Genomic DNA, 18,954 nt, shown 5'->3' with positions numbered 1-18,954 from the left:
CCCCCTCACATCCGGAAGACGCCGAACTGGGGGTCACCCAGCGGGGCGTTGGCGCACGCGGTCAGAGCCAGGCCCAGCACCTGGCGGGTCTCCAGCGGGTCGATCACGCCGTCGTCCCAGAGGCGGGCGGTGGCGTAGTAGGCGTTGCCCTGGTGCTCGTACTGGGCGCGGATGGGGGCCTTGAAGGACTCCTCGTCCTGCGCCGGCCACTCCTCGCCGCGGGCTTCGAGCTGGTCCCGCTTGACGGTGGCGAGCACGGAGGCGGCCTGCTCGCCGCCCATGACGGAGATCTTGGCGTTCGGCCACATCCACAGGAAGCGGGGCGAGTAGGCCCGGCCGCACATGGAGTAGTTGCCCGCGCCGTACGAACCGCCGACCACGACGGTCAGCTTGGGCACACGGGTGCAGGCGACCGCGGTGACCATCTTGGCGCCGTGCTTGGCGATGCCGCCCGCCTCGTAGTCCTTGCCCACCATGAAGCCCGAGATGTTCTGCAGGAACAGCAGCGGGATCCCGCGCTGGTCGCACAGCTCGATGAAGTGGGCGCCCTTCTGGGCGGACTCGGAGAACAGGATGCCGTTGTTGGCGACGATCCCGACCGGGTGGCCGTGGATCCGGGCGAAGCCGGTGACGAGGGTCTGCCCGAACTCGGCCTTGAACTCGGCGAAGCGGGAGCCGTCGACCACGCGCGCGATGATCTCGCGGACGTCGTAGGGGGTGCGGGGGTCGGCGGGCACCGCGCCGTACAGCCCGTAGGGGTCGATCTTGGGCTCGACCGTCTCGGTGACCTCCCAGGGCAGGGTGCCGCGCGCGGGGAGGGTCGCCACGATGTTCCGCACGATGCGCAGGGCGTGGGCGTCGTCCTCGGCGAGGTGGTCGGTGACACCGGAGATCCGGGAGTGCACCTCGCCGCCGCCGAGCTCCTCGGCGGTCACGACCTCGCCGGTGGCCGCCTTCACCAGGGGCGGCCCGCCCAGGAAGATCGTGCCCTGGTTGCGGACGATCACGGCCTCGTCGCTCATCGCCGGGACGTAGGCCCCGCCGGCCGTGCAGGAGCCGAGGACGGCGGCGATCTGCGGGATCCCGGCGCCCGACATCCGGGCCTGGTTGTAGAAGATCCGCCCGAAGTGCTCCCGGTCGGGGAAGACCTCGTCCTGCATGGGCAGGAAGGCGCCGCCGGAGTCGACCAGGTACAGGCAGGGCAGGCGGTTCTCCAGGGCCACCTCCTGGGCCCGCAGGTGCTTCTTCACCGTCATCGGGTAGTAGGTCCCGCCCTTGACGGTGGCGTCGTTGGCGACGATCACGCACTCGCGGCCGCTGACCCGTCCGATGCCGGCGATGACCCCGGCGGCCGGGGCCTGACCCTCGTACATCCCGTCGGCGGCCAGCGGTGCCAGCTCCAGGAAGGGCGACCCGGCGTCGAGGAGGGTGTCCACGCGGTCGCGCGGCAGCAGCTTCCCGCGCGCGGTGTGCCGGGCGCGCGCCCTCTCGCCGCCGCCGAGCCGTGCGGCGGCGAGCTTGCCGCGCAGTTCCTCGGCGAGCTCGCGGTGCGCCTGTTCGTTGGCTTGCCAGGCCTCCGACGCGGGATCGGCCGCGCTCGTCAGCTCCGGTGCCTCGTGCATCCTTGCGGTCCCCTCACCCGGTGGTCGGTGCGCCCGACTGTTAATGAGCGTTAACCCGTTTCCCTTCAGGTTAACGAGCGCTAACCTCCCTGTCTAGAATTACTTCCATGGCCACCCGAACCGATGCCCCCACCCGCCGCGAGCAGATCCTCAAGGAAGCCGCGAGGCTCTTCGCCGAACGCGGCTTCCACGGTGTCGGCGTCGACGAGATAGGCGCCGCCGTGGGCATCAGTGGGCCGGGTCTGTACCGGCACTTCGCGGGCAAGGACGCGATGCTCGCCGAGCTGCTGGTCGGCATCAGCGGTCAGCTCCTGACGGGGGCGAAGCGGCGTCTGGCCGAGGCCGACGGGGTGGCCGGGCCGGAGGCGGTGCTCGACTCCCTCATCGAGGGGCACATCGACTTCGCGCTCGACGACCGTCCCCTCATCACCTTGCACGACCGGGAGCTGGACCGCCTGCGGGACAGCGACCGCAAGCTGGTGCGCCAGCTTCAGCGGCAGTACGTCGAGCTGTGGGTGGAGGTGGTCCGCCAGGTCCATCCGGATCTCGGCGAGCCGGCCGCGCGGTCGGCCGTGCACTCGGTGTTCGGGCTGCTGAACTCCACGCCGCATCTGGGGCGGGCCGGGTCTCTGCCGGGGCGCGGGGCCACGGCGGAGTTGCTGCATCGGATGGCTCGGGGGGCGTTCGCGTCGGCACCCTCGCCTGCGGCTGGCTGAGCGGTTTGCGGGTGCGGCCCGGCTTGTGATGGGGCTGTGCCCCATGCCCCCGGGGGGTGTGGTGTTTGGTTCGCCCCCGCCGCCCCTACCCGTCCCATCCCGGGTGGCTTCGCCCCCGGACCCCCGTGGTTGCCTGCGGGTTCGTGGGGGCTGGGCGCGCAGTTCCCCGCGCCCCTGGTGGGCGAGGGGCTTCGCCCCCGCCCACTCCCGCTCGCCGCTTCCGTGACCTGTCTTACCCGGGCTGCTCTTTACGGCGTTGTGTACTCGCCGGTACGTTGGTGTGAGCAAGCGCTTAGACAGTCCGTGTGTGGAGGTGGCGGCGTGCGCCGTACGGTGTTCAGTGAGGATCACGAGGCGTTCCGGGAGACCCTCCGCGCCTTCGTCGAGGCCGAGGTCGTACCGGTCTACGACGAGTGGTGCGCCGCCGGCCAGGTCCCGCGCGAGTTCTACTACAGGCTCGCCGAGCTCGGCCTGTTCGGCATCAACGTCCCCGAGGAGTACGGCGGCGCCGGACTCCAGACGCACCGGTTCGAGGCCGTCCAGTACGAGGAGACCGCCCGTGCGGGCGTCACCTTCGGCGGCTCCGGCGTCCACGTCCTGCTCGCGCTGCCCTACCTCAAGATGCTCGCCACCGACGAGCAGAAGAAGCGCTATCTGCCCAAGTTCGTCTCCGGCGAGGAGATGTGGGCCATCGCGATGACCGAGCCCGGCACCGGCTCCGACCTCGCGGGCATGAAGACCACCGCCCGGCTGAGCGAGGACGGCACGCACTACGTCCTCAACGGCGCCAAGACCTTCATCACCGGCGGCGTCCACGCCGACAAGGTCATCGTCTGCGCCCGCACCGCCGCCCCGACGGCCGAGGACCGCCGCCACGGCATCTCCCTGTTCGCCGTGGACACCCGGTCCGAGGGCTACTCGGTGGGCCGCAAGCTCGACAAGCTGGGCCTGAAGGCCTCCGACACCGCCGAGCTGGCGTTCGTCGACGTCAAGGTGCCGGTCGAGGACCTGCTCGGCGAGGAGAACAAGGGCTTCTCCTACCTCGGCGCCAACCTGCCCTCCGAGCGGTGGGGCATCGCCTTCGGCGCCTACGCGCAGGCCGCCGCCGCCGTCCGGTTCGCCAAGCAGTACGTGCAGGAGCGCACCGTCTTCGGCAAGCCGGTCGCCCACTTCCAGAACACCAAGTTCGAGCTGGCCGCCTGCCAGGCCGAGGTGGACGCGGCGCAGGCCGTCGCCGACCGCGCGCTGGACGCCCTCGACGCCGGAGAACTCACCCCCGCCGAGGCCGCCTCCGCCAAGCTGTTCTGCACCGAGGTCGCCCACCGCGTCATCGACCGCTGCCTCCAACTGCACGGCGGCTACGGCTACATGAACGAGTACCCCGTCGCCCGCCTGTACGCGGACAACCGCGTCAACCGCATCTACGGCGGCACCAGCGAGATCATGAAGTCGATCATCGCCAAGGACATGGGCCTGTAAGGGCAGGCCGGCGTATGAACCCAGCACTTCGGTCCCTGCTCGATCTGCTCGACCTGGAGCGGATCGAGCGGGACATCTTCCGCGGCCAGTCCCGCTACGCGGTCGTCCCGCGCGTCTTCGGCGGGCAGGTCGCGGCGCAGGCGCTGGTCGCCGCAGGGCGCACGGTCCCCGGGGACCGGCACGCGCACTCGCTGCACGCGTACTTCCTGCGCCCCGGCGACCCGGGCGCGCCCATCGTCTACACCGTGGACCGCATCCGCGACGGCCGCTCCTTCACCACCCGCCGGGTCGTCGCGGTCCAGCACGGGCAGCCCGTCTTCCACCTCTCGGCGTCCTTCCAGACGTACGAGGAGGGGCTGGAGCACCAGGCGCCCATGCCGCCCGCCCCGGACCCGGAGACCCTGCCCACCTCGCAGGAGCGGATGCGCGGTTACGGCCATCTCCCGCGCCAGGTCGTGGAGCGGTTCCTGGAGGCCCGCGAGGCCGTCGACCTGCGCTACGCCGACGAGCCGCCGTACGGCAGGTTCGGCGAGCCGCGCGAGCCGCACTCCCAGGTGTGGTTCCGGGCCAACGGCAAGCTCGACGGCGACATCGACGAACCGCTCCTGCACGTCGTCCTCGCCACCTACGTCTCCGACATGACGCTGCTGGACTCCGTGCTGCTCGCGCACGGCCGCGGCGGCTGGGCGGTCGGCGACGTGGTCGGGGCCTCGCTGGACCACGCGATGTGGTTCCACCGGCCGTTCCGGGCCGACGAGTGGCTGCTGTACGACCAGGAGTCCCCCTCCGCGCACGGCGGGCGCGGCCTCGGCCAGGCCCGCATCTACACGCAGGACGGCCGGCTGGCGATCTCGGTGATCCAGGAGGGTGTGGTCCGCGTGCCCCGGTCCGAGGACGCCCCGCCGGCCCGATCCGAACGAGAGGCCTAGCCCAGGCCCGCCCGGTCCAGCAGGTACGCCGTCATCGGGTCGTAGTACCGGGGGCTGACCACGTGGTCGTCGAGCGGCACGGTCACCTGGACGATCCCCTCGGCCTCGGCGACGAACAGGGCCGGGTCGTTGCAGTCGGCGTAACCGACCGAGTCCACGCCGTGCTGACCGGCGTATCCCGCCCAGCCGTGGTCGGCGACGACCAGGTCGGGCAGTGGGCGGCCCTCGCGCTCCAGGCCGGTGAGGATGGCCCGCATCGGCTCGCCGGAGTGGGTGTGCCACAGCGTGGCGCCGTGTTCCAGGACGGCCACGTCCGCGAACTGCATGACGTACCCCTCGTTCGTCTGGAGTCCGTCCGGGATCACCACGATCTCGCAGCCGGCGGCGCGCAGGGCGGCGGCGGTGGCGCGGTGCACGTCGAGCAGGCCGCCGGGGTGGCCGGTGGCGAACAGCACGCGCTGACCGCTGTCGGCCGCCTTGCGCAGCCGGCCGGCCATCCGCTCCAGGGCGTCGACGGTCAGTTCGGGGTCGATGGTGTCCTGGCCGTGGCGGTGCTCCGGGTCGTCGTTGACGCCGACGCGCTCCGCCATCACCGCCAGCACGTCCTGCTCGTCGCTCCAGCGGTCGCCGAGCTCCAGACCGAGCCAGAAGTTGCGGTCGCCGTTCGCGAGCTTGCGGTAGTGGGAGAGGTTGTTCTCGCGAGGGGTGGCGACGTCCCCGGCGATACGGGTTCTCACGAGATGGTCGACGAGCTCGGCGCGGCTGGGTGTCCCGGATATCGGCATGGCTCCCATTGTGGTGCAGCGCACTGCCCGCGTCGCCGGTGTTCCGGCCGCTGGGACGCGGGTCACGCCCGCCGCAGGGCGAACCACAGCTCCATGCGGACGTCGGGGTCGTCCAGGTCGGTGCCGAGGAGGGCGGCGCAGCGGGCGACGCGCTGGCGGACGGTGTTGCGGTGCACCGACAGGGCGACCGCGGTGCGGTCCCAACTGCCGTGCAGGGACAGCCAGGTGCGCAGCGTCTCGGTGAGCGCGGGAGCCGCGCCGAGCGGCGCGAGCAGCGCCTGGGCGTGGGCGTCGGCCTCGTCCCGCGGGAGCAGGTCGGTCAGGCCGGGGCGGGTGCCGTGGCCGACCAGGGCGGTGCGGGTGGCGCGGGCGCGGGCCAGGGCGCGGGCTGCCTGGGAGTCGGCCGTCGCCCACTCGCCGGGGCTTACGGCGGTGCTCACCCCGAGGGCCCAGCCGGGCTGGGGGCCCGGCTCCCGCTCGGCGGGCAGGAGGACCCGTACGACCCCGTCGGCGAGGTCGACCAGGGCCGAGCCCAGGGCGGCGCCGAGCGCGGCGGCGGCCACGGCGTCGGCCGCCTGGGTCTCCGGCCGCGCGTGCACGACGACCCACCGCCCGGTCCCGAGCAGCGGCGCCACCTCCTCGGGCGCCGCGCCCAGCAGCACCCGCACCAGCGCCGAGGAGCGGGCCGCCCCCGTACCGCTGCGGTGCTCGCCGGTGAGCAGCGAGAGCAGCACGGCGGCCACCGACGCGATGGTGTGGTCCCCGGGCTCACGGCGCGGCGAGGACACCCCGAGTACGAAGCCCTGCCCGGTCCCGAGGGCGTAGGCGGCGAGATGGCTGCCGGCCACGGTGTCGGTGGCGGAGGAGGGCGCGGCCCGGCCGGTGGGGGCGGCTGCCGGTGCGGGACGGCCGGTCGGGGGCGGAGCCGGGACCGTGGGCGTCCGGACGGGCGTGCCCGGCGGGGCCGGGGGCGCCGGCGCCGCGGTCGTCGAGGCCGGGCGGACCACGTCCGTCAGATGGGCGAGCGCCTGGCGGGCCGCGTCGTGCGGGGCGCGGCCCGCCGAGGCGATCTCCGCGCCGTCGGGGCCGTACAGGGCCGCCCAGCCGGTCAGGCGCTGGGCCAGCTGGCGCAGGACGGAGGGGACGGGGTCGGGGCGGGAGGCGGCGGCCGCGAGCCTCTGCTGCGCCTCCGTGACGCGGCGCAGTTCGGCCAGCCGGGCCTGCGCCATCAGCTGCCAGACGGCGCGGGCGACACCGGAGAAGGTGGTCTGCGGCGGGACCTCGAGCAGCGGCAGGCCGTGGGCCTCGCAGGCCGCCACCAGGGTGCGCGGCACCGCGTCGTGCACCGGTGCCAGGCCGAAGCCGATGGCCGCGCCGCCCGCCGCCACCACCCGGGAGACGTAGGTGTCGAAGTACGGGCCGGTGGCGTCCGCCGGGGTGACGTGCACGCCGGCCGTCAGCAGCAGCTCGCCGCCCAGCAGGTACGGGTAGGGGTCGGCCATCTCCGAGGTGTGCGCCCAGTGGATCACGGTGTCCCGGTCGGCCGGGCCGGCGATCAGACGCAGCGCGAGGTCCTCCCGGGCGAGCAGCGCGGACAGCGGAATCGGTGGGGTCGGTGGGACCGCCGGGGCCAGTGACACAGATGCGTCCGGCATGATGTGCATTCCCTCCATACCGCCGCGACTCGAATGGATGAAAAGTACACTTCGCAGTCGCTTTTCGGCCACCTAGTGTCTAGGGGGCCGGCAGCCACGGGTACGGGCGATGTCCCCGCGAGCCCTTGCCGACGTCCACCCCACATATCTGCACGAACCCATACATCTGCACGACACCGCCACCCGGATGTGCGCGAAGGAGGGCCCCACATGGCCGTCGACTACACAGTGATCGTCGTCTATCTCGCCGGCATGCTGGCCATGGGCTGGTGGGGCATGCGCCGCGCCAAGTCCAAGAGCGAGTTCCTGGTTGCGGGCCGCCGCCTGGGTCCCGCGATGTACTCCGGCACCATGGCGGCGATCGTCCTCGGCGGCGCGTCCACCATCGGCGGCGTCGGCCTCGGCTACAAGTACGGCCTCTCCGGCGCCTGGATGGTCTTCACCATCGGCCTCGGGATCCTCGCCCTCTCGATCTTCTTCTCCGCCCGCATCGCCCGCCTGAAGGTCTACACCGTCTCCGAGATGCTCGACCTGCGCTACGGCGGCCGGTCCGGCGTCATCTCGGGCGTGGTGATGTGGGCGTACACCCTGATGCTGGCGGTGACCTCCACCATCGCGTACGCCACGATCTTCGACGTCCTGTTCGACCTGAACCGCACCGTCGCGATCATCCTCGGCGGCACGATCGTCGTCGCCTACTCCACCCTCGGCGGCATGTGGTCCATCACGCTGACCGACATGGTGCAGTTCGTGGTCAAGACCATCGGCGTGCTGCTCCTGCTGCTGCCCATCGCCGTCGTCAAGGCGGGCGGCTTCAGCGAGATGAAGGCCAAGCTGCCGACCTCGTACTTCGACCCGCTGGGCATCGGCGGCGAGACGATCTTCACCTATGTGCTGATCTACACCTTCGGCATGCTCATCGGCCAGGACATCTGGCAGCGCGTGTTCACCGCCCGCAGCGACACCACGGCGAAGTGGGGCGGCACCGTCGCCGGCACCTATTGCCTGGTCTACGCGATCGCCGGCGCGGTCATCGGCACCGCCGCCAAGGTGCTCTACCCCAATCTCGGCAGCGCCGACGACGCCTTCGCCACCATCGTCAAGGACGACCTGCCCATCGGTGTCCGCGGCCTGGTGCTCGCCGCCGCCCTGGCCGCGGTGATGTCCACCTCCTCCGGCGCGCTGATCGCCTGCGCCACCGTCGCCAACAACGACATCTGGTCCCGGCTGCGCGGCGCGGTCCGACGCGACGGGGAAGAGCACGACGAGGTCAAGGGCAACCGCGTCTTCATCCTGATCATGGGCGTCGGCGTGATCTGCACCGCCATCGCGCTCAACAACGTCGTCGAGGCGCTGACCGTCGCCTACAACCTGCTCGTCGGCGGGCTGCTCGTGCCGATCCTCGGCGGGCTGCTGTGGAAGCGCGGCACGGTGCAGGGCGCCCTCGCCTCCGTGATCGTCGGCGGCGCCGCGGTCATCGGCCTCATGGCGGCCTTCGGCATCCTCGCCAACGAGCCCGTCTACTACGGCCTGCTGTCCTCCCTGGCCGCCTACGTCGTCGTCTCCCTGGCGACGAAGCCGACCGACGAGGCCGTCCTCGTCGCCTGGCGCGAGCGGCTCGCCGGGCGTACCCCCGAACTCGCGTCCGAACCCGCCCCCGCGCATCAGTAGAGTCGATCACGAGCCAGTACATGCGCGACGAAGCGCAAGAAAGAAGGCATTCCAGATGAGCAGCACCGAGACGCCCCGCGGTCCCGTCGACTCCTCCCGCGTCCCGCGGTACGCCGGCCCCGCGACCTTCGCCCGGCTGCCCCGCCTCGACGAGGTGGGCACCACCGACGTCGCCGTCGTGGGCGTGCCGTTCGACTCCGGCGTCTCGTACCGGCCGGGCGCCCGCTTCGGCGGCAACGCCATCCGTGAGGCGTCCCGGCTGCTGCGCCCCTACAACCCGGCGCAGGACGCCTCCCCGTTCGCCCTCGCCCAGGTCGCGGACGGCGGCGACATCGCCGTGAACCCGTTCAACATCAACGAGGCCGTCGAGACCATCGAGGCCGCCGCCGACGAACTCCTCGGCACCGGCGCCCGGTTGATGACCCTCGGTGGCGACCACACCATCGCGCTGCCGCTGCTGCGGTCCGTCGCCAAGAAGCACGGCCCGGTCGCGCTGCTCCACTTCGACGCCCACCTCGACACCTGGGACACCTACTTCGGCGCCGAGTACACGCACGGCACCCCGTTCCGGCGGGCGGTGGAGGAGGGCATCCTCGACACCGAGGCGCTCTCCCACGTCGGCACCCGCGGCCCGCTGTACGGCAAGCAGGACCTCACCGACGACGAGAAGATGGGCTTCGGCATCGTCACCTCCGCCGACGTCTACCGCCGCGGCGCCGACGAGGTGGCCGACCAGCTGCGGCAGCGCATCGGCGACCGCCCGCTGTACATCTCCATCGACATCGACTGCCTCGACCCCGCGCACGCCCCCGGCACCGGCACCCCCGAGGCCGGCGGCATGACCTCCCGCGAACTGCTGGAGATCCTGCGCGGCCTGGCGTCCTGCAACCTGGTCTCCGCCGACGTCGTCGAGGTGGCCCCGGCGTACGACCACGCCGAGATCACCTCGGTGGCCGCCTCCCACACGGCGTACGAACTGACCACGATCATGACCCGCCAGATCGCGGCGGCCCGGAAGGACGCGTAAGCGACGTGACGCACGACCACGACCCGGTACTCCGCCCGACACCCGCGCAGACGGAGGCCGCCCTCAACCCTCCCCCCGGCCGCAACGGCGGAGACCTGGTCGTGGAGACCCTGGCCGGACTGGGCGCGACGACCGTCTTCGGCCTGCCCGGCCAGCACGCCCTCGGCATGTTCGACGCGCTGCGCCGCTCGGACCTCACGTACGTGGGCCTGCGGGTGGAGAACAACGCGGGCTTCGCCGCCGACGCCTACGGCCGGATCACCGGCGAGGCCGCACCGCTGCTGCTGTCGACCGGCCCGGGAGCGCTGACCTCGCTGGCCGCGCTCCAGGAGGCGGCGGCGGCCTCGGCCCCCGTCCTGGCCATCAGCAGCCAGATCCCGAGCGCGGGGCTCGGCGGTGGCCGTCACGGCTACCTGCACGAACTGCCCGACCAGGCCGCCTCGTTCCGCGGCGTGGTGAAGTCGGTCCACACGGTCCGTGCCCAGTCCCAGATCCCCTCCGCCATCGCGGCGGCCTGGAAGTCGGCGCTCACGGTCCCGCACGGGCCCGTGTGGGTGGAGATCCCGCAGGACGTGCTGCTGGACGGGACGAGCCTGCCGGTGGTGACGGCGCTGGACGCGACGCCGGAGGAGCTGGTCCCGCGTCCCGAACTGACCGCGGTGGCGGCCGACCTGCTGTCGAAGGCCGCTCGCCCGGCGGTCATCGCGGGCGGGGGAGTGGTCCGCGCCGACGCGTCCGGCAAGCTGCTGGCGCTCGCGGAGCGGCTGAACGCGCCCGTCGTCACGACCTTCGGAGGCAAGGGAGCCTTCCCCTGGGAGCACCCGCTGTCCCTCCAGTCCTGGCTGGAGGACCGGCACACCACGGACTTCCTGGAGGACGCCGACGTCCTTCTGGTGGTCGGCTCGGGCCTCGGTGAACTCTCCTCCAACTACCACACGTTCAAGCCGCGCGGCCGGGTGATCCAGATCGAGGCCGACCTCGGCAAGCTGGAGTCCAACCACCCGGCGCTCGGCATCCACGCCGACGCCCGCCCGGCGCTCCAGGCCCTGCTGGAGACGGTGGACGAGCGCGCGGACGAGGGCGCCGCCGACCGCGTGCGCGAGGTGCTCGGCAAGGTCCGCGACCGGATCGCCGCCCAGGAACTCACCCTGGAGCAGAACGTGCTGGCGTCCGTCCGCCGCGCCCTGCCCGTGGGCTCGCCGTCCTTCTGGGACATGACGATCCTGGCGTACTGGGCCTGGTCGGCCTTCGACGCGAAGTCACCCAACACCATGCACTCGGCCCAGGGCGCCGGCGGCCTCGGCTACGGCTTCCCGGCGGCGCTGGGGGCGGCGGCCGCCGACCGCACCCGCCCGGTCCTTGCGGTGTCGGGCGACGGCGGCGCGCTGTACTCGATCGCGGAACTGGCCACCGCCCGCCAGTACGACCTCGACGTCACCTGGCTGATCGTCGACGACGGCGGCTACGGCATCCTCCGCGAGTACATGACCGACGCCTTCGGCCAGGCCACGGCGACGGAGCTCACCCGCCCCGACTACGTGGCCCTGGCCGAGTCCTTCGGGGTCCCGGGCGTCCGTACGACCCCCGAGAACCTGGAGACCGACCTGTCGAACGCCCTGGACCGACCGGGGCCCTCGGTGGTCGTCCTCCCGGCGGTGCTGCGGATGTTCGCGCCCACGCACCTGGCCTGAGAGGACGGCACACCCGCCCCGGCGGGGCTACTTCAGGCGCAGCTCCTTCCACGTCTTCTTGCCGACGACGCCGTCGTACGGCTTGACGTGGTACTTCTTCTGGAACCAGATCACGGCGGCCTTGGTGTTCTTGCCGAAGTCGCCGTCGACCTTGAGCTTGGGCTTGTACGAGGTCGTCTGGTTGATCAGCGCCTGGACCTCCCGGACCGCGTTGCCCTTGCTGCCCTTGCGGACGGTGCCGTTGCCCTTGTAGTAGCCGCAGTAGTAGCCGAGGCTCTTCGTGTACGTGCACTTCTTCGCCGCGGCCACGGTGGAGTGGGCGGTGACGCTCCCGGTCGCGTGGGCCGTGCCGGCGGTGGCCACGCCGCCCAGGAGGGCGAGCGTGGCGACACCGATCCCGAGGGACTTGTGCGTTGCGCCGATGGTCATGAGTGTTCCCCGTTTCCTTGCTGGGGCCGGTTGTCGAGGCCGGGCGGGGACCGCGTCGGACGAACACGCCGCCCCGCCGGGCACCACCGACACTGCCCGCCGGCCGCGGGGGCGGGCCACAACCACCGCCCGAATGCTGCCCAGATGGGACGTCCCCTCTCCTGACCTGCGGGGACGTGCCGTGCGACGAGGCAGTGGCGGGAGGCGGGTTACACCAGGTGGTGGTTGAACGCACCCTTTCGGGGGACGCCGCCGGGGAACCGCGGCGGGAATCCGTCGCATCTTCGGTAAAGAGTTGCTGGCAAACGGAAGAGATGTGGGGGACATGTCTCCTTGGAAGCAACTGCCGACCTCGCTCGACCCCAGGATGCGACAACTGGTCCTGCAACTCCGCCGGGTCAAGGACCACAGCGGTCTCAGCCTGCAGTCACTGGCCGCCAGAACCGGGTACAGCCGCTCCTCCTGGGACCGGTACCTCAACGGCCGGGCGTTGCCTCCCCAGCCTGCCGTGGCCGCCTTCGCCCGCGCCTGTGCCGCCGACCCCGGCCGGCTGCTGGCCCTGCACGAGGTGGCCGCGGCGGCGCTGGACGGCGCCGCACGGGACACGCGCGGCAAGGAGGCGGAGACACCCGAGGAGCCGGCGGAGTCGGAGGAGCCGGCCGACGTCGGGAAGGGAACGCGGGACGACGAGCCGGGGAGCGGCCGGCGGTCGTGGGTGGCCGTCCTGGCGGCGGCGTCCGTCACGGCCCTGCTGGCCCTGACCGCGCTGCTGATGGCCGCTCCCTGGGACCACGGCGGGACGCCGGACCGGCCGGCGGCCGCGGCGGGGAGTTCCGCCAAGGATCGGGACGGGCACCCGTTCGTGTTCCAGGCGGGCAAGGACTACGCGTGCTCGGTCCGGAGGGGCAAGGACGGCCTGCTGTACGCCGGTTACAGCAACACCCGTACGGAACTGCTCGGTGTGGGATCCGCGCAGTGGCCCGTCGTCGAGGCGCAGTGCCTGCTGCGGCACCACGGCTTCCCGCCGGGGCTCGCCGACGGGGCCTTCGGCAGCGGCACCGAGCGTGCGGTGCAGCGGCTGCAGCGGGACGCGCACATCGTCGTGGACGGGGTGGTCGGCGAGGACACCTGGGGAGTGCTGCGGCATGACACCCGGTGACCGGCACCTGGAATGCGACCGGCTGGCCGGGACGCTGCGCGGCCTGCGCGCCCGGACCGGCCTGAGCCTGGCCGGACTGGCGGACAAGACGCGGTACAGCAAGTCCTCCTGGGAGCGTTACCTCAACGGCAAGACGGTCCCGCCCCGGCAGGCCGTCGAGGCACTGTGCGCCCTGGCGGGCGAGGATCCCGGCAGACCCCTCGCCCTGTGGGAGCTGGCCGAGGCCGTGTGGAGCGGGCGTTCCGGGCGTCCGCCGGAGCCCGCACCGCCGAGCGCCCGAGCCGGACTCCCCGTGCCCCGCCCGGCGTCACCTCCGGACCCCGCCGAGGACGGCGCCGCAGCCCCGCCGGCGTCCCGTCGCGCCGCGTCCGAGGCGTCCGGTCACGCGGCTCGCCTACTCCCACGCTCGCGCGTGCGCCGGGAGTTGGCCGTCGGAGGGCTCTGCGGTCTGGCCGCCGTCGCCGTCGCGGCGGCGCTCGTGGCCGCCGGTGCCTTCGGAGCCGGTCACCGGCAGTCGGTCGGCTCTCCGGCCACGTCCGCCCTGACGGTCCCGGCGTCGCCGGGCTGCCAGGGCGGCGGCTGCACGGGCAAGAACCCCGAGAGTTACGGATGCGACGTCATACCCCCGCCGACGACGCTGCGACGGCAGGCCTTCCCCGTACGAACCGTGGTCAAGATCCGGCACGGTGCCGCCTGCCACGCCGTGTGGGCCCGTATCGACCTGGGGAAGGTCGGCGATCGGGTCGAGATCCGCATACCGGGCCATACTCCGCTGACGGCGGAGGTCAAGGACGAGTACGACGCGAAGGGTTCCCTTTCCACTCCCATGATCGCCCTCGGCCGCTCCGGCCCGGACACCGCCAGCGCCTGCCTGGTACGGCAGCAGGAACGACGCTGCTTCGGCCTGCACGGCGCCGACTTGTCCGGGTAGGGACGGCGATGGCCGGTCTGCACCCTTTCTTTGGTGGTTAACGGTGGGTCAAATCTCAGACAACTCGCACAACCATTCGCCGCAGCCCGTACGTCAACTGGACATGACTCACTCGACAACCCGACGCGCCAGAGTGCTCGCGGCGGGCGTGGGCGCCGGGATGCTGATTCCCTGCGTGGCCGCCGCGCCGCCCGCCGCGGCCGCCACACCCACGGTCAGCTGCACGTCCGGCAAGGCGGGCCTGGCGGCCAAGTTGCAGAAGGACATCACCGCGGCCATGGCGAGCCGCAAGGGCACCATCGCCGTCGGCCTGCTCGATCGCGGCACCAACACGACCTGCACGCTGCGCCAGTCGACCGCCTACGACTCGGCGAGCGTGGTCAAGGTCACCGTCCTCGCCACCCTGCTGTGGGACGCCAAGAAGCACAACCGCTACCTCACCACCCGCGAGTCCACGCTCGCCACGGCCATGATCACCAAGTCGGACAACAACGCCACCTCCAGCCTGTGGAAGCAGCTGGGCGTGACGAAGGTGAAGGGCTTCCTGACCGCGGCCGGCATGACCCAGACCAAGCCCGGCGCGAACGGCTACTGGGGACTGACCCAGATCACCGTGCGCGACGAGCAGAAGCTGCTCGCACTGATCACGGCGAAGAACTCCGTGCTGAGCGACAACTCCCGCGCCTACATCCTCAAGCTCATGGGCCAGGTCGTCTCCTCCCAGCGCTGGGGCACGCCCGCCGGGGCGCCGTCCTCCGTCGCCGTGCACGTCAAGAACGGCTGGCTGTCGCGCTCCACGCACGGCTGGCGGGTGCACAGCGTCGGCACCTTCAACGGCGCCGGCCACGACTACATGATCACGGTGCTCACCCAGGACAACAGCACCATGAACTACGGCGTCACCACCATCCAGAACATCGCCAAGGCCATCCACAAGGACCTCGTCCCCACTACGACGAACACCGTGCGCTATGTGCCGACCACCACACCGAAGGAGGCGTTCGTGGCGGTCCCCTCCGGCGGGTGATCCCCGCGCCGCCGGGCGCGCTGCCACGGAGGGATGAAATCCGCCCCCGCCCGCGTTGGTGTCTTCCGGAAGACCAGCTCTTGAGGGAGGCACCGACGTGGCAGCGCAGCCGGGGTGGGCGCGGAGACTGGCCGGGTACGCCTGGCGTTACCCCAGGGACGTCGTCCTCGCCCTCGGAGCCTCGCTCGCCGGCATGGCCGTCACGGCGCTGGTACCGCTGATCACCAAGGTGATCATCGACGACGTGATCGGCGGCCACAGCCGCGGTATGGCCCCCTGGGCGGGCGCCCTGATCGCCGCCGCGCTCGTCGTCTACGTCCTCACCTACATCCGCCGCTACTACGGCGGTCGGCTCGCCCTCGACGTCCAGCACGACCTGCGGACGGAGATGTACGAGACGATCACCCGGCTCGACGGCAGACGCCAGGACGAACTGTCCACCGGCCAGGTGGTCGGCCGCGCCACCAGCGACCTCCAGCTGATCCAGGGCCTGCTCTTCATGCTGCCGATGACCATCGGCAACGTACTGCTCTTCCTGATCTCCCTGGTGATCATGGCCTGGCTGTCGCTGCCGCTGACCCTGGTCGCCCTCGCCGTCGCCCCGGCCCTCGGCTGGATCGCCCGGCGCAGCCGCACCAAGCTCCACCCCGCCACCTGGTACGCCCAGGCGCAGGCCGCCGCCGTCGCCGGCGTGGTCGACGGCGCGGTGGGCGGCGTACGCGTGGTGAAGGGCTTCGGTCAGGAGGAGCAGGAGACCGCCAAGCTGCGGGACGTCGGCCGCAGGCTGTTCGCCGGACGGCTGCGCACCATCCGGCTGAACTCCCGGTTCACCCCCGCCCTCCAGGCCGTGCCCGCCCTCGGCCAGGTCGCCATGCTGGCCCTCGGCGGCTGGCTCGCCGTGCGCGGGCACATCACGCTGGGCACGTTCGTCGCCTTCTCCGCCTACCTCGCCCAGCTCGTCGGCCCGGTCCGCATGCTCGCCATGGTGCTCACGGTCGGGCAGCAGGCCCGGGCGGGCACCGAACGCGTCCTGGAGCTGATCGACACCGATCCCACCCTGACCGGGGGCACCAAGGAACTGCCCGCCGACGCCCCCGCGACCGTCGAGTTCGACGACGTCTCCTTCGGCTACGAGGACGGCCGGCCAGTCCTCCAGGGGCTGTCCTTCGAGATCCGCCCCGGCGAGACCCTGGCCGTCGTCGGCTCCTCCGGCTCCGGCAAGTCCACGGCCTCCCTGCTGCTGCCCCGCTTCTACGACGTCACCCACGGCGCCGTCCTCGTCGGCGGCCACGACGTGCGCGAGCTGACCCTGGACTCGCTCAGGGCCGCGATCGGCCTGGTGCCCGAGGACTCCTTCCTGTTCTCCGACACCGTCCGCGCCAACATCGCCTACGGCCGCCCCGACGCCACCTGGGAGCAGATCGAGGCCGCCGCCCGCGCCGCCCAGGCCGACCGTTTCATCTCGGAACTGCCCGAGGGCTACGACACCAAGGTCGGCGAGCACGGACTGACCCTCTCCGGCGGGCAGCGCCAGCGCGTCGCACTGGCCCGCGCGATCCTCACCGACCCGCGCCTGCTCGTCCTGGACGACGCCACCTCCGCCGTGGACGCCCGGGTCGAGCACGAGATCCATGAGGCCCTGGCACAGGTCATGGAGGGCCGCACCACCCTCCTCATCGCCCACCGCCGCTCCACCCTGAACCTCGCCGACCGTATCGCCGTCCTCGACCAGGGCCGCCTCGCCGACATCGGCACCCACGACGAGCTCCAGGAGCGGTCCCCCCTCTACCGGCGCCTGCTCACCGACCCCGACGAGCTCGGCGGCGTCTCGCCGGGCCACGCCCAGCCCGCCGCGCCCCCGGAGGACGTCTCCGTCCGGGAGGAACTGGACGCCGAGTTCGATGCCGAGCGCGGCATCACGCCCACACTGTGGGCGGGGGACCGCGAGCCCCGGGACACGGCGATGGCCGGCATGCCCGCCACCCCCGAACTGCTCGCCCAGGTCGAGGCGCTGCCGCCCGCGAACGACACCCCCGACATCGACGAGCGGCGGGCCGTCCGCCCGGAGGACTCCTACGGCCTGCGCCGCCTGCTGCGCGGCTTCGGCCTGCCGCTCCTGGCCAGCCTGGGCCTGGTCGCCGTGGACGCCGGCATGGGCCTGCTGCTGCCGATCCTGATCCGGCACGGCATCGACCAGGGCGTCACACGGATGGCCCTGGGCGCCGTCTGGGCGGCCTCGCTGCTCGCCCTGCTCGCCGTGCTGGTGCAGTGGTCGGCGCAGGTCGGCGAGACCCGGATGACCGGGCGGACCGGCGAGCGGGTGCTGTACTCGTTGCGCCTGAAGATCTTCGCCCAGCTCCAGCGACTCGGCCTGGACTACTACGAGCGCGAGCTGACCGGCCGGATCATGACCCGGATGACGACGGACGTGGACGCGCTGTCGACGTTCCTGCAGACCGGTCTGGTCACGGCGTTCGTCTCGGTCGTCACCTTCTTCGGCATCATGGTCGCCCTGCTGGTGATCGACGTGCAGCTGGCGCTGGTCGTCTTCGCGACGCTGCCGCCGCTGGTCGTCGGCACGTTCTTCTTCCGCCGGGCGAGCGTGAAGGCGTACGAACTCGCCCGTGAGCGGGTGTCGGTGGTCAACGCCGACCTCCAGGAGTCGGTGGCCGGGCTGCGGATCGTGCAGGCCTTCCGGCGCGAGCGGGACGGCGGGCGGCGGTTCGCCGGACGCAGCGACAGCTACCGCCAGGCGCGGATCCGGGGCCAGTGGCTGATCTCGGTCTACTTCCCGTTCGTGCAGTTCCTGTCCTCGGTCGCGGCGGCCTCGGTGCTGATCGCGGGCGCGGGCCGGGTGGAGGCGGCCACGCTGACCACGGGCGCCCTGGTGGCGTACCTGCTCTACATCGACCTGTTCTTCGCGCCCGTCCAGCAGCTCTCCCAGGTCTTCGACGGCTACCAGCAGGCGACCGTCTCCCTGGGCCGCATCCGGGAGCTGCTCCGGGAGCCGACGTCCACGAAGTCCGCCGCCGAGCCCCTCGACGTGCCCGCCCTGCGCGGCGAGATCGCCTTCGAGGACGTGCACTTCCGGTACGGCGCCGCCGACGCGGGCGAGGCGGCACTCACCGGTGTCGACCTGCGCGTCCCGGCCGGACAGACCGTCGCCTTCGTCGGCGAGACCGGCGCGGGCAAGTCGACCCTGGTGAAGCTGGTGGCCCGGTTCTACGACCCGACCGGCGGCCGGGTGACCGTGGACGGCACGGACCTCAGGGCGCTGGACCTCACCGCGTACCGGCACCGGCTCGGGGTCGTGCCGCAGGAGGCGTACCTCTTCCCGGGCACCGTCCGCGACGCCATCGCCTACGGCCGGCCCGACGCCACCGACGCAGAGGTGGAGGCCGCCGCGCGCGCGGTCGGCGCGCACGAGATGATCGCCACGCTGGAGGGCGGCTATCTGCACGAGGTCGCCGAGCGCGGGCGCAATCTGTCGGCCGGTCAGCGCCAGCTGATCGCGCTGGCCCGCGCCGAACTCGTCGACCCCGACGTGCTGCTCCTCGACGAGGCGACCGCCGCGCTCGACCTGGCCACCGAGGCACAGGTCAACCAGGCCACCGACCGGCTCGCGGGCCGCCGTACGACACTGGTGGTCGCCCACCGGCTGACGACGGCCGCCCGCGCCGACCGGGTGGTGGTGATGGACCACGGCCGGGTCGCCGAGGACGGCACGCACGAGGAACTGCTGGCCCGCGGCGGGCGGTACGCCGAGCTGTGGCGGACGTTCGTCGGCGCGCCCGAGTCGGAGGAGCAGGTCAGCGCGTCCCGCTGAGCCCGTG

14 protein-coding genes are annotated in these 18,954 nt (G+C 72.3%); 10 read left to right on the top strand and 4 right to left on the bottom strand.

What is annotated here, in order from left to right; genetic code table 11:
* Positions 1–5 precede the first annotated feature (5 nt).
* Positions 6–1,622 (bottom strand): carboxyl transferase domain-containing protein, encoded by a 1,617-nt coding sequence (locus ACIQFZ_RS05280; protein ID WP_402690655.1) that lies wholly within the window; start codon positions 1,620–1,622, stop codon positions 6–8.
* Between the two features lie 107 nt (positions 1,623–1,729).
* Between ACIQFZ_RS05280 and ACIQFZ_RS05275 the strand changes: the two genes are divergently transcribed.
* The 3 genes from ACIQFZ_RS05275 (at position 1,730) to ACIQFZ_RS05265 (ending at position 4,746) form a co-directional block, all read left to right on the top strand.
* On the top strand, positions 1,730–2,338 hold the full coding sequence (locus ACIQFZ_RS05275; protein ID WP_361415507.1) for a TetR/AcrR family transcriptional regulator: 609 nt from the start codon (positions 1,730–1,732) through the stop codon (positions 2,336–2,338).
* A 321-nt stretch (positions 2,339–2,659) separates the two neighbouring features.
* Complete coding sequence (locus tag ACIQFZ_RS05270; RefSeq protein ID WP_402690654.1) at positions 2,660–3,817, top strand: acyl-CoA dehydrogenase family protein; 1,158 nt, start codon at positions 2,660–2,662, stop codon at positions 3,815–3,817.
* Positions 3,818–3,831: 14 nt separating this feature from the next.
* A complete protein-coding gene (locus ACIQFZ_RS05265) occupies positions 3,832–4,746 on the top strand; it encodes an acyl-CoA thioesterase II (RefSeq protein WP_365417217.1) in 915 nt (304 codons plus the stop codon).
* On the opposite strand, the gene ACIQFZ_RS05260 is transcribed toward ACIQFZ_RS05265, so the two are convergent.
* Both ACIQFZ_RS05260 and ACIQFZ_RS05255 read right to left on the bottom strand, forming a co-directional pair.
* Positions 4,743–5,531: a phosphatase gene (locus ACIQFZ_RS05260; protein WP_402690653.1), complete on the bottom strand. Its 789-nt coding sequence runs from the start codon at positions 5,529–5,531 to the stop codon at positions 4,743–4,745. The genes ACIQFZ_RS05265 and ACIQFZ_RS05260 overlap by 4 nt on opposite strands.
* 62 nt (positions 5,532–5,593) lie before the next feature.
* A complete protein-coding gene (locus ACIQFZ_RS05255) occupies positions 5,594–7,186 on the bottom strand; it encodes a PucR family transcriptional regulator ligand-binding domain-containing protein (protein WP_402690652.1) in 1,593 nt (530 codons plus the stop codon).
* A 210-nt stretch (positions 7,187–7,396) separates the two neighbouring features.
* On the opposite strand from ACIQFZ_RS05255, the gene ACIQFZ_RS05250 reads away from it, so the two are divergent.
* The 3 genes from ACIQFZ_RS05250 to ACIQFZ_RS05240 are packed head-to-tail and all read left to right on the top strand — an operon-like array spanning position 7,397 to position 11,575.
* On the top strand, positions 7,397–8,857 hold the full coding sequence (locus ACIQFZ_RS05250; RefSeq protein ID WP_365417208.1) for a sodium:solute symporter: 1,461 nt from the start codon (positions 7,397–7,399) through the stop codon (positions 8,855–8,857).
* A 55-nt stretch (positions 8,858–8,912) separates the two neighbouring features.
* A complete protein-coding gene (gene speB / locus ACIQFZ_RS05245) occupies positions 8,913–9,884 on the top strand; it encodes an agmatinase (protein WP_361415519.1) in 972 nt (323 codons plus the stop codon).
* A gap of 5 nt (positions 9,885–9,889) precedes the next feature.
* Positions 9,890–11,575, top strand: coding sequence for a thiamine pyrophosphate-binding protein (locus tag ACIQFZ_RS05240; protein WP_402690651.1), 1,686 nt, complete (start codon positions 9,890–9,892; stop codon positions 11,573–11,575).
* Between the two features lie 27 nt (positions 11,576–11,602).
* On the opposite strand, the gene ACIQFZ_RS05235 is transcribed toward ACIQFZ_RS05240, so the two are convergent.
* On the bottom strand, positions 11,603–12,004 hold the full coding sequence (locus ACIQFZ_RS05235) for a peptidoglycan-binding protein (RefSeq protein WP_365417200.1): 402 nt from the start codon (positions 12,002–12,004) through the stop codon (positions 11,603–11,605).
* 325 nt (positions 12,005–12,329) lie between these two features.
* Between ACIQFZ_RS05235 and ACIQFZ_RS05230 the strand changes: the two genes are divergently transcribed.
* The 4 genes from ACIQFZ_RS05230 (at position 12,330) to ACIQFZ_RS05215 (ending at position 18,947) form a co-directional block, all read left to right on the top strand.
* Positions 12,330–13,163 (top strand): helix-turn-helix domain-containing protein, encoded by an 834-nt coding sequence (locus ACIQFZ_RS05230; protein ID WP_365417197.1) that lies wholly within the window; start codon positions 12,330–12,332, stop codon positions 13,161–13,163.
* Positions 13,150–14,094 (top strand): helix-turn-helix domain-containing protein, encoded by a 945-nt coding sequence (locus tag ACIQFZ_RS05225; RefSeq protein ID WP_402690650.1) that lies wholly within the window; start codon positions 13,150–13,152, stop codon positions 14,092–14,094. The genes ACIQFZ_RS05230 and ACIQFZ_RS05225 overlap by 14 nt, the downstream gene beginning before the upstream one ends.
* A gap of 160 nt (positions 14,095–14,254) precedes the next feature.
* The gene (locus ACIQFZ_RS05220) at positions 14,255–15,121 is read left to right on the top strand and encodes a serine hydrolase (RefSeq protein WP_376650859.1); all 867 of its coding nucleotides are present in this window, start codon (positions 14,255–14,257) and stop codon (positions 15,119–15,121) included.
* A 97-nt stretch (positions 15,122–15,218) separates the two neighbouring features.
* Complete coding sequence (locus ACIQFZ_RS05215; protein ID WP_402690649.1) at positions 15,219–18,947, top strand: ABC transporter ATP-binding protein; 3,729 nt, start codon at positions 15,219–15,221, stop codon at positions 18,945–18,947.
* Positions 18,948–18,954 lie beyond the last annotated feature (7 nt).

It is taken from the genome of Streptomyces sp. NPDC093064, assembly GCF_044754605.1.
GTDB lineage: Bacteria > Actinomycetota > Actinomycetes > Streptomycetales > Streptomycetaceae > Streptomyces.
This window is presented reverse-complemented; position numbering and strand designations above follow the sequence as displayed.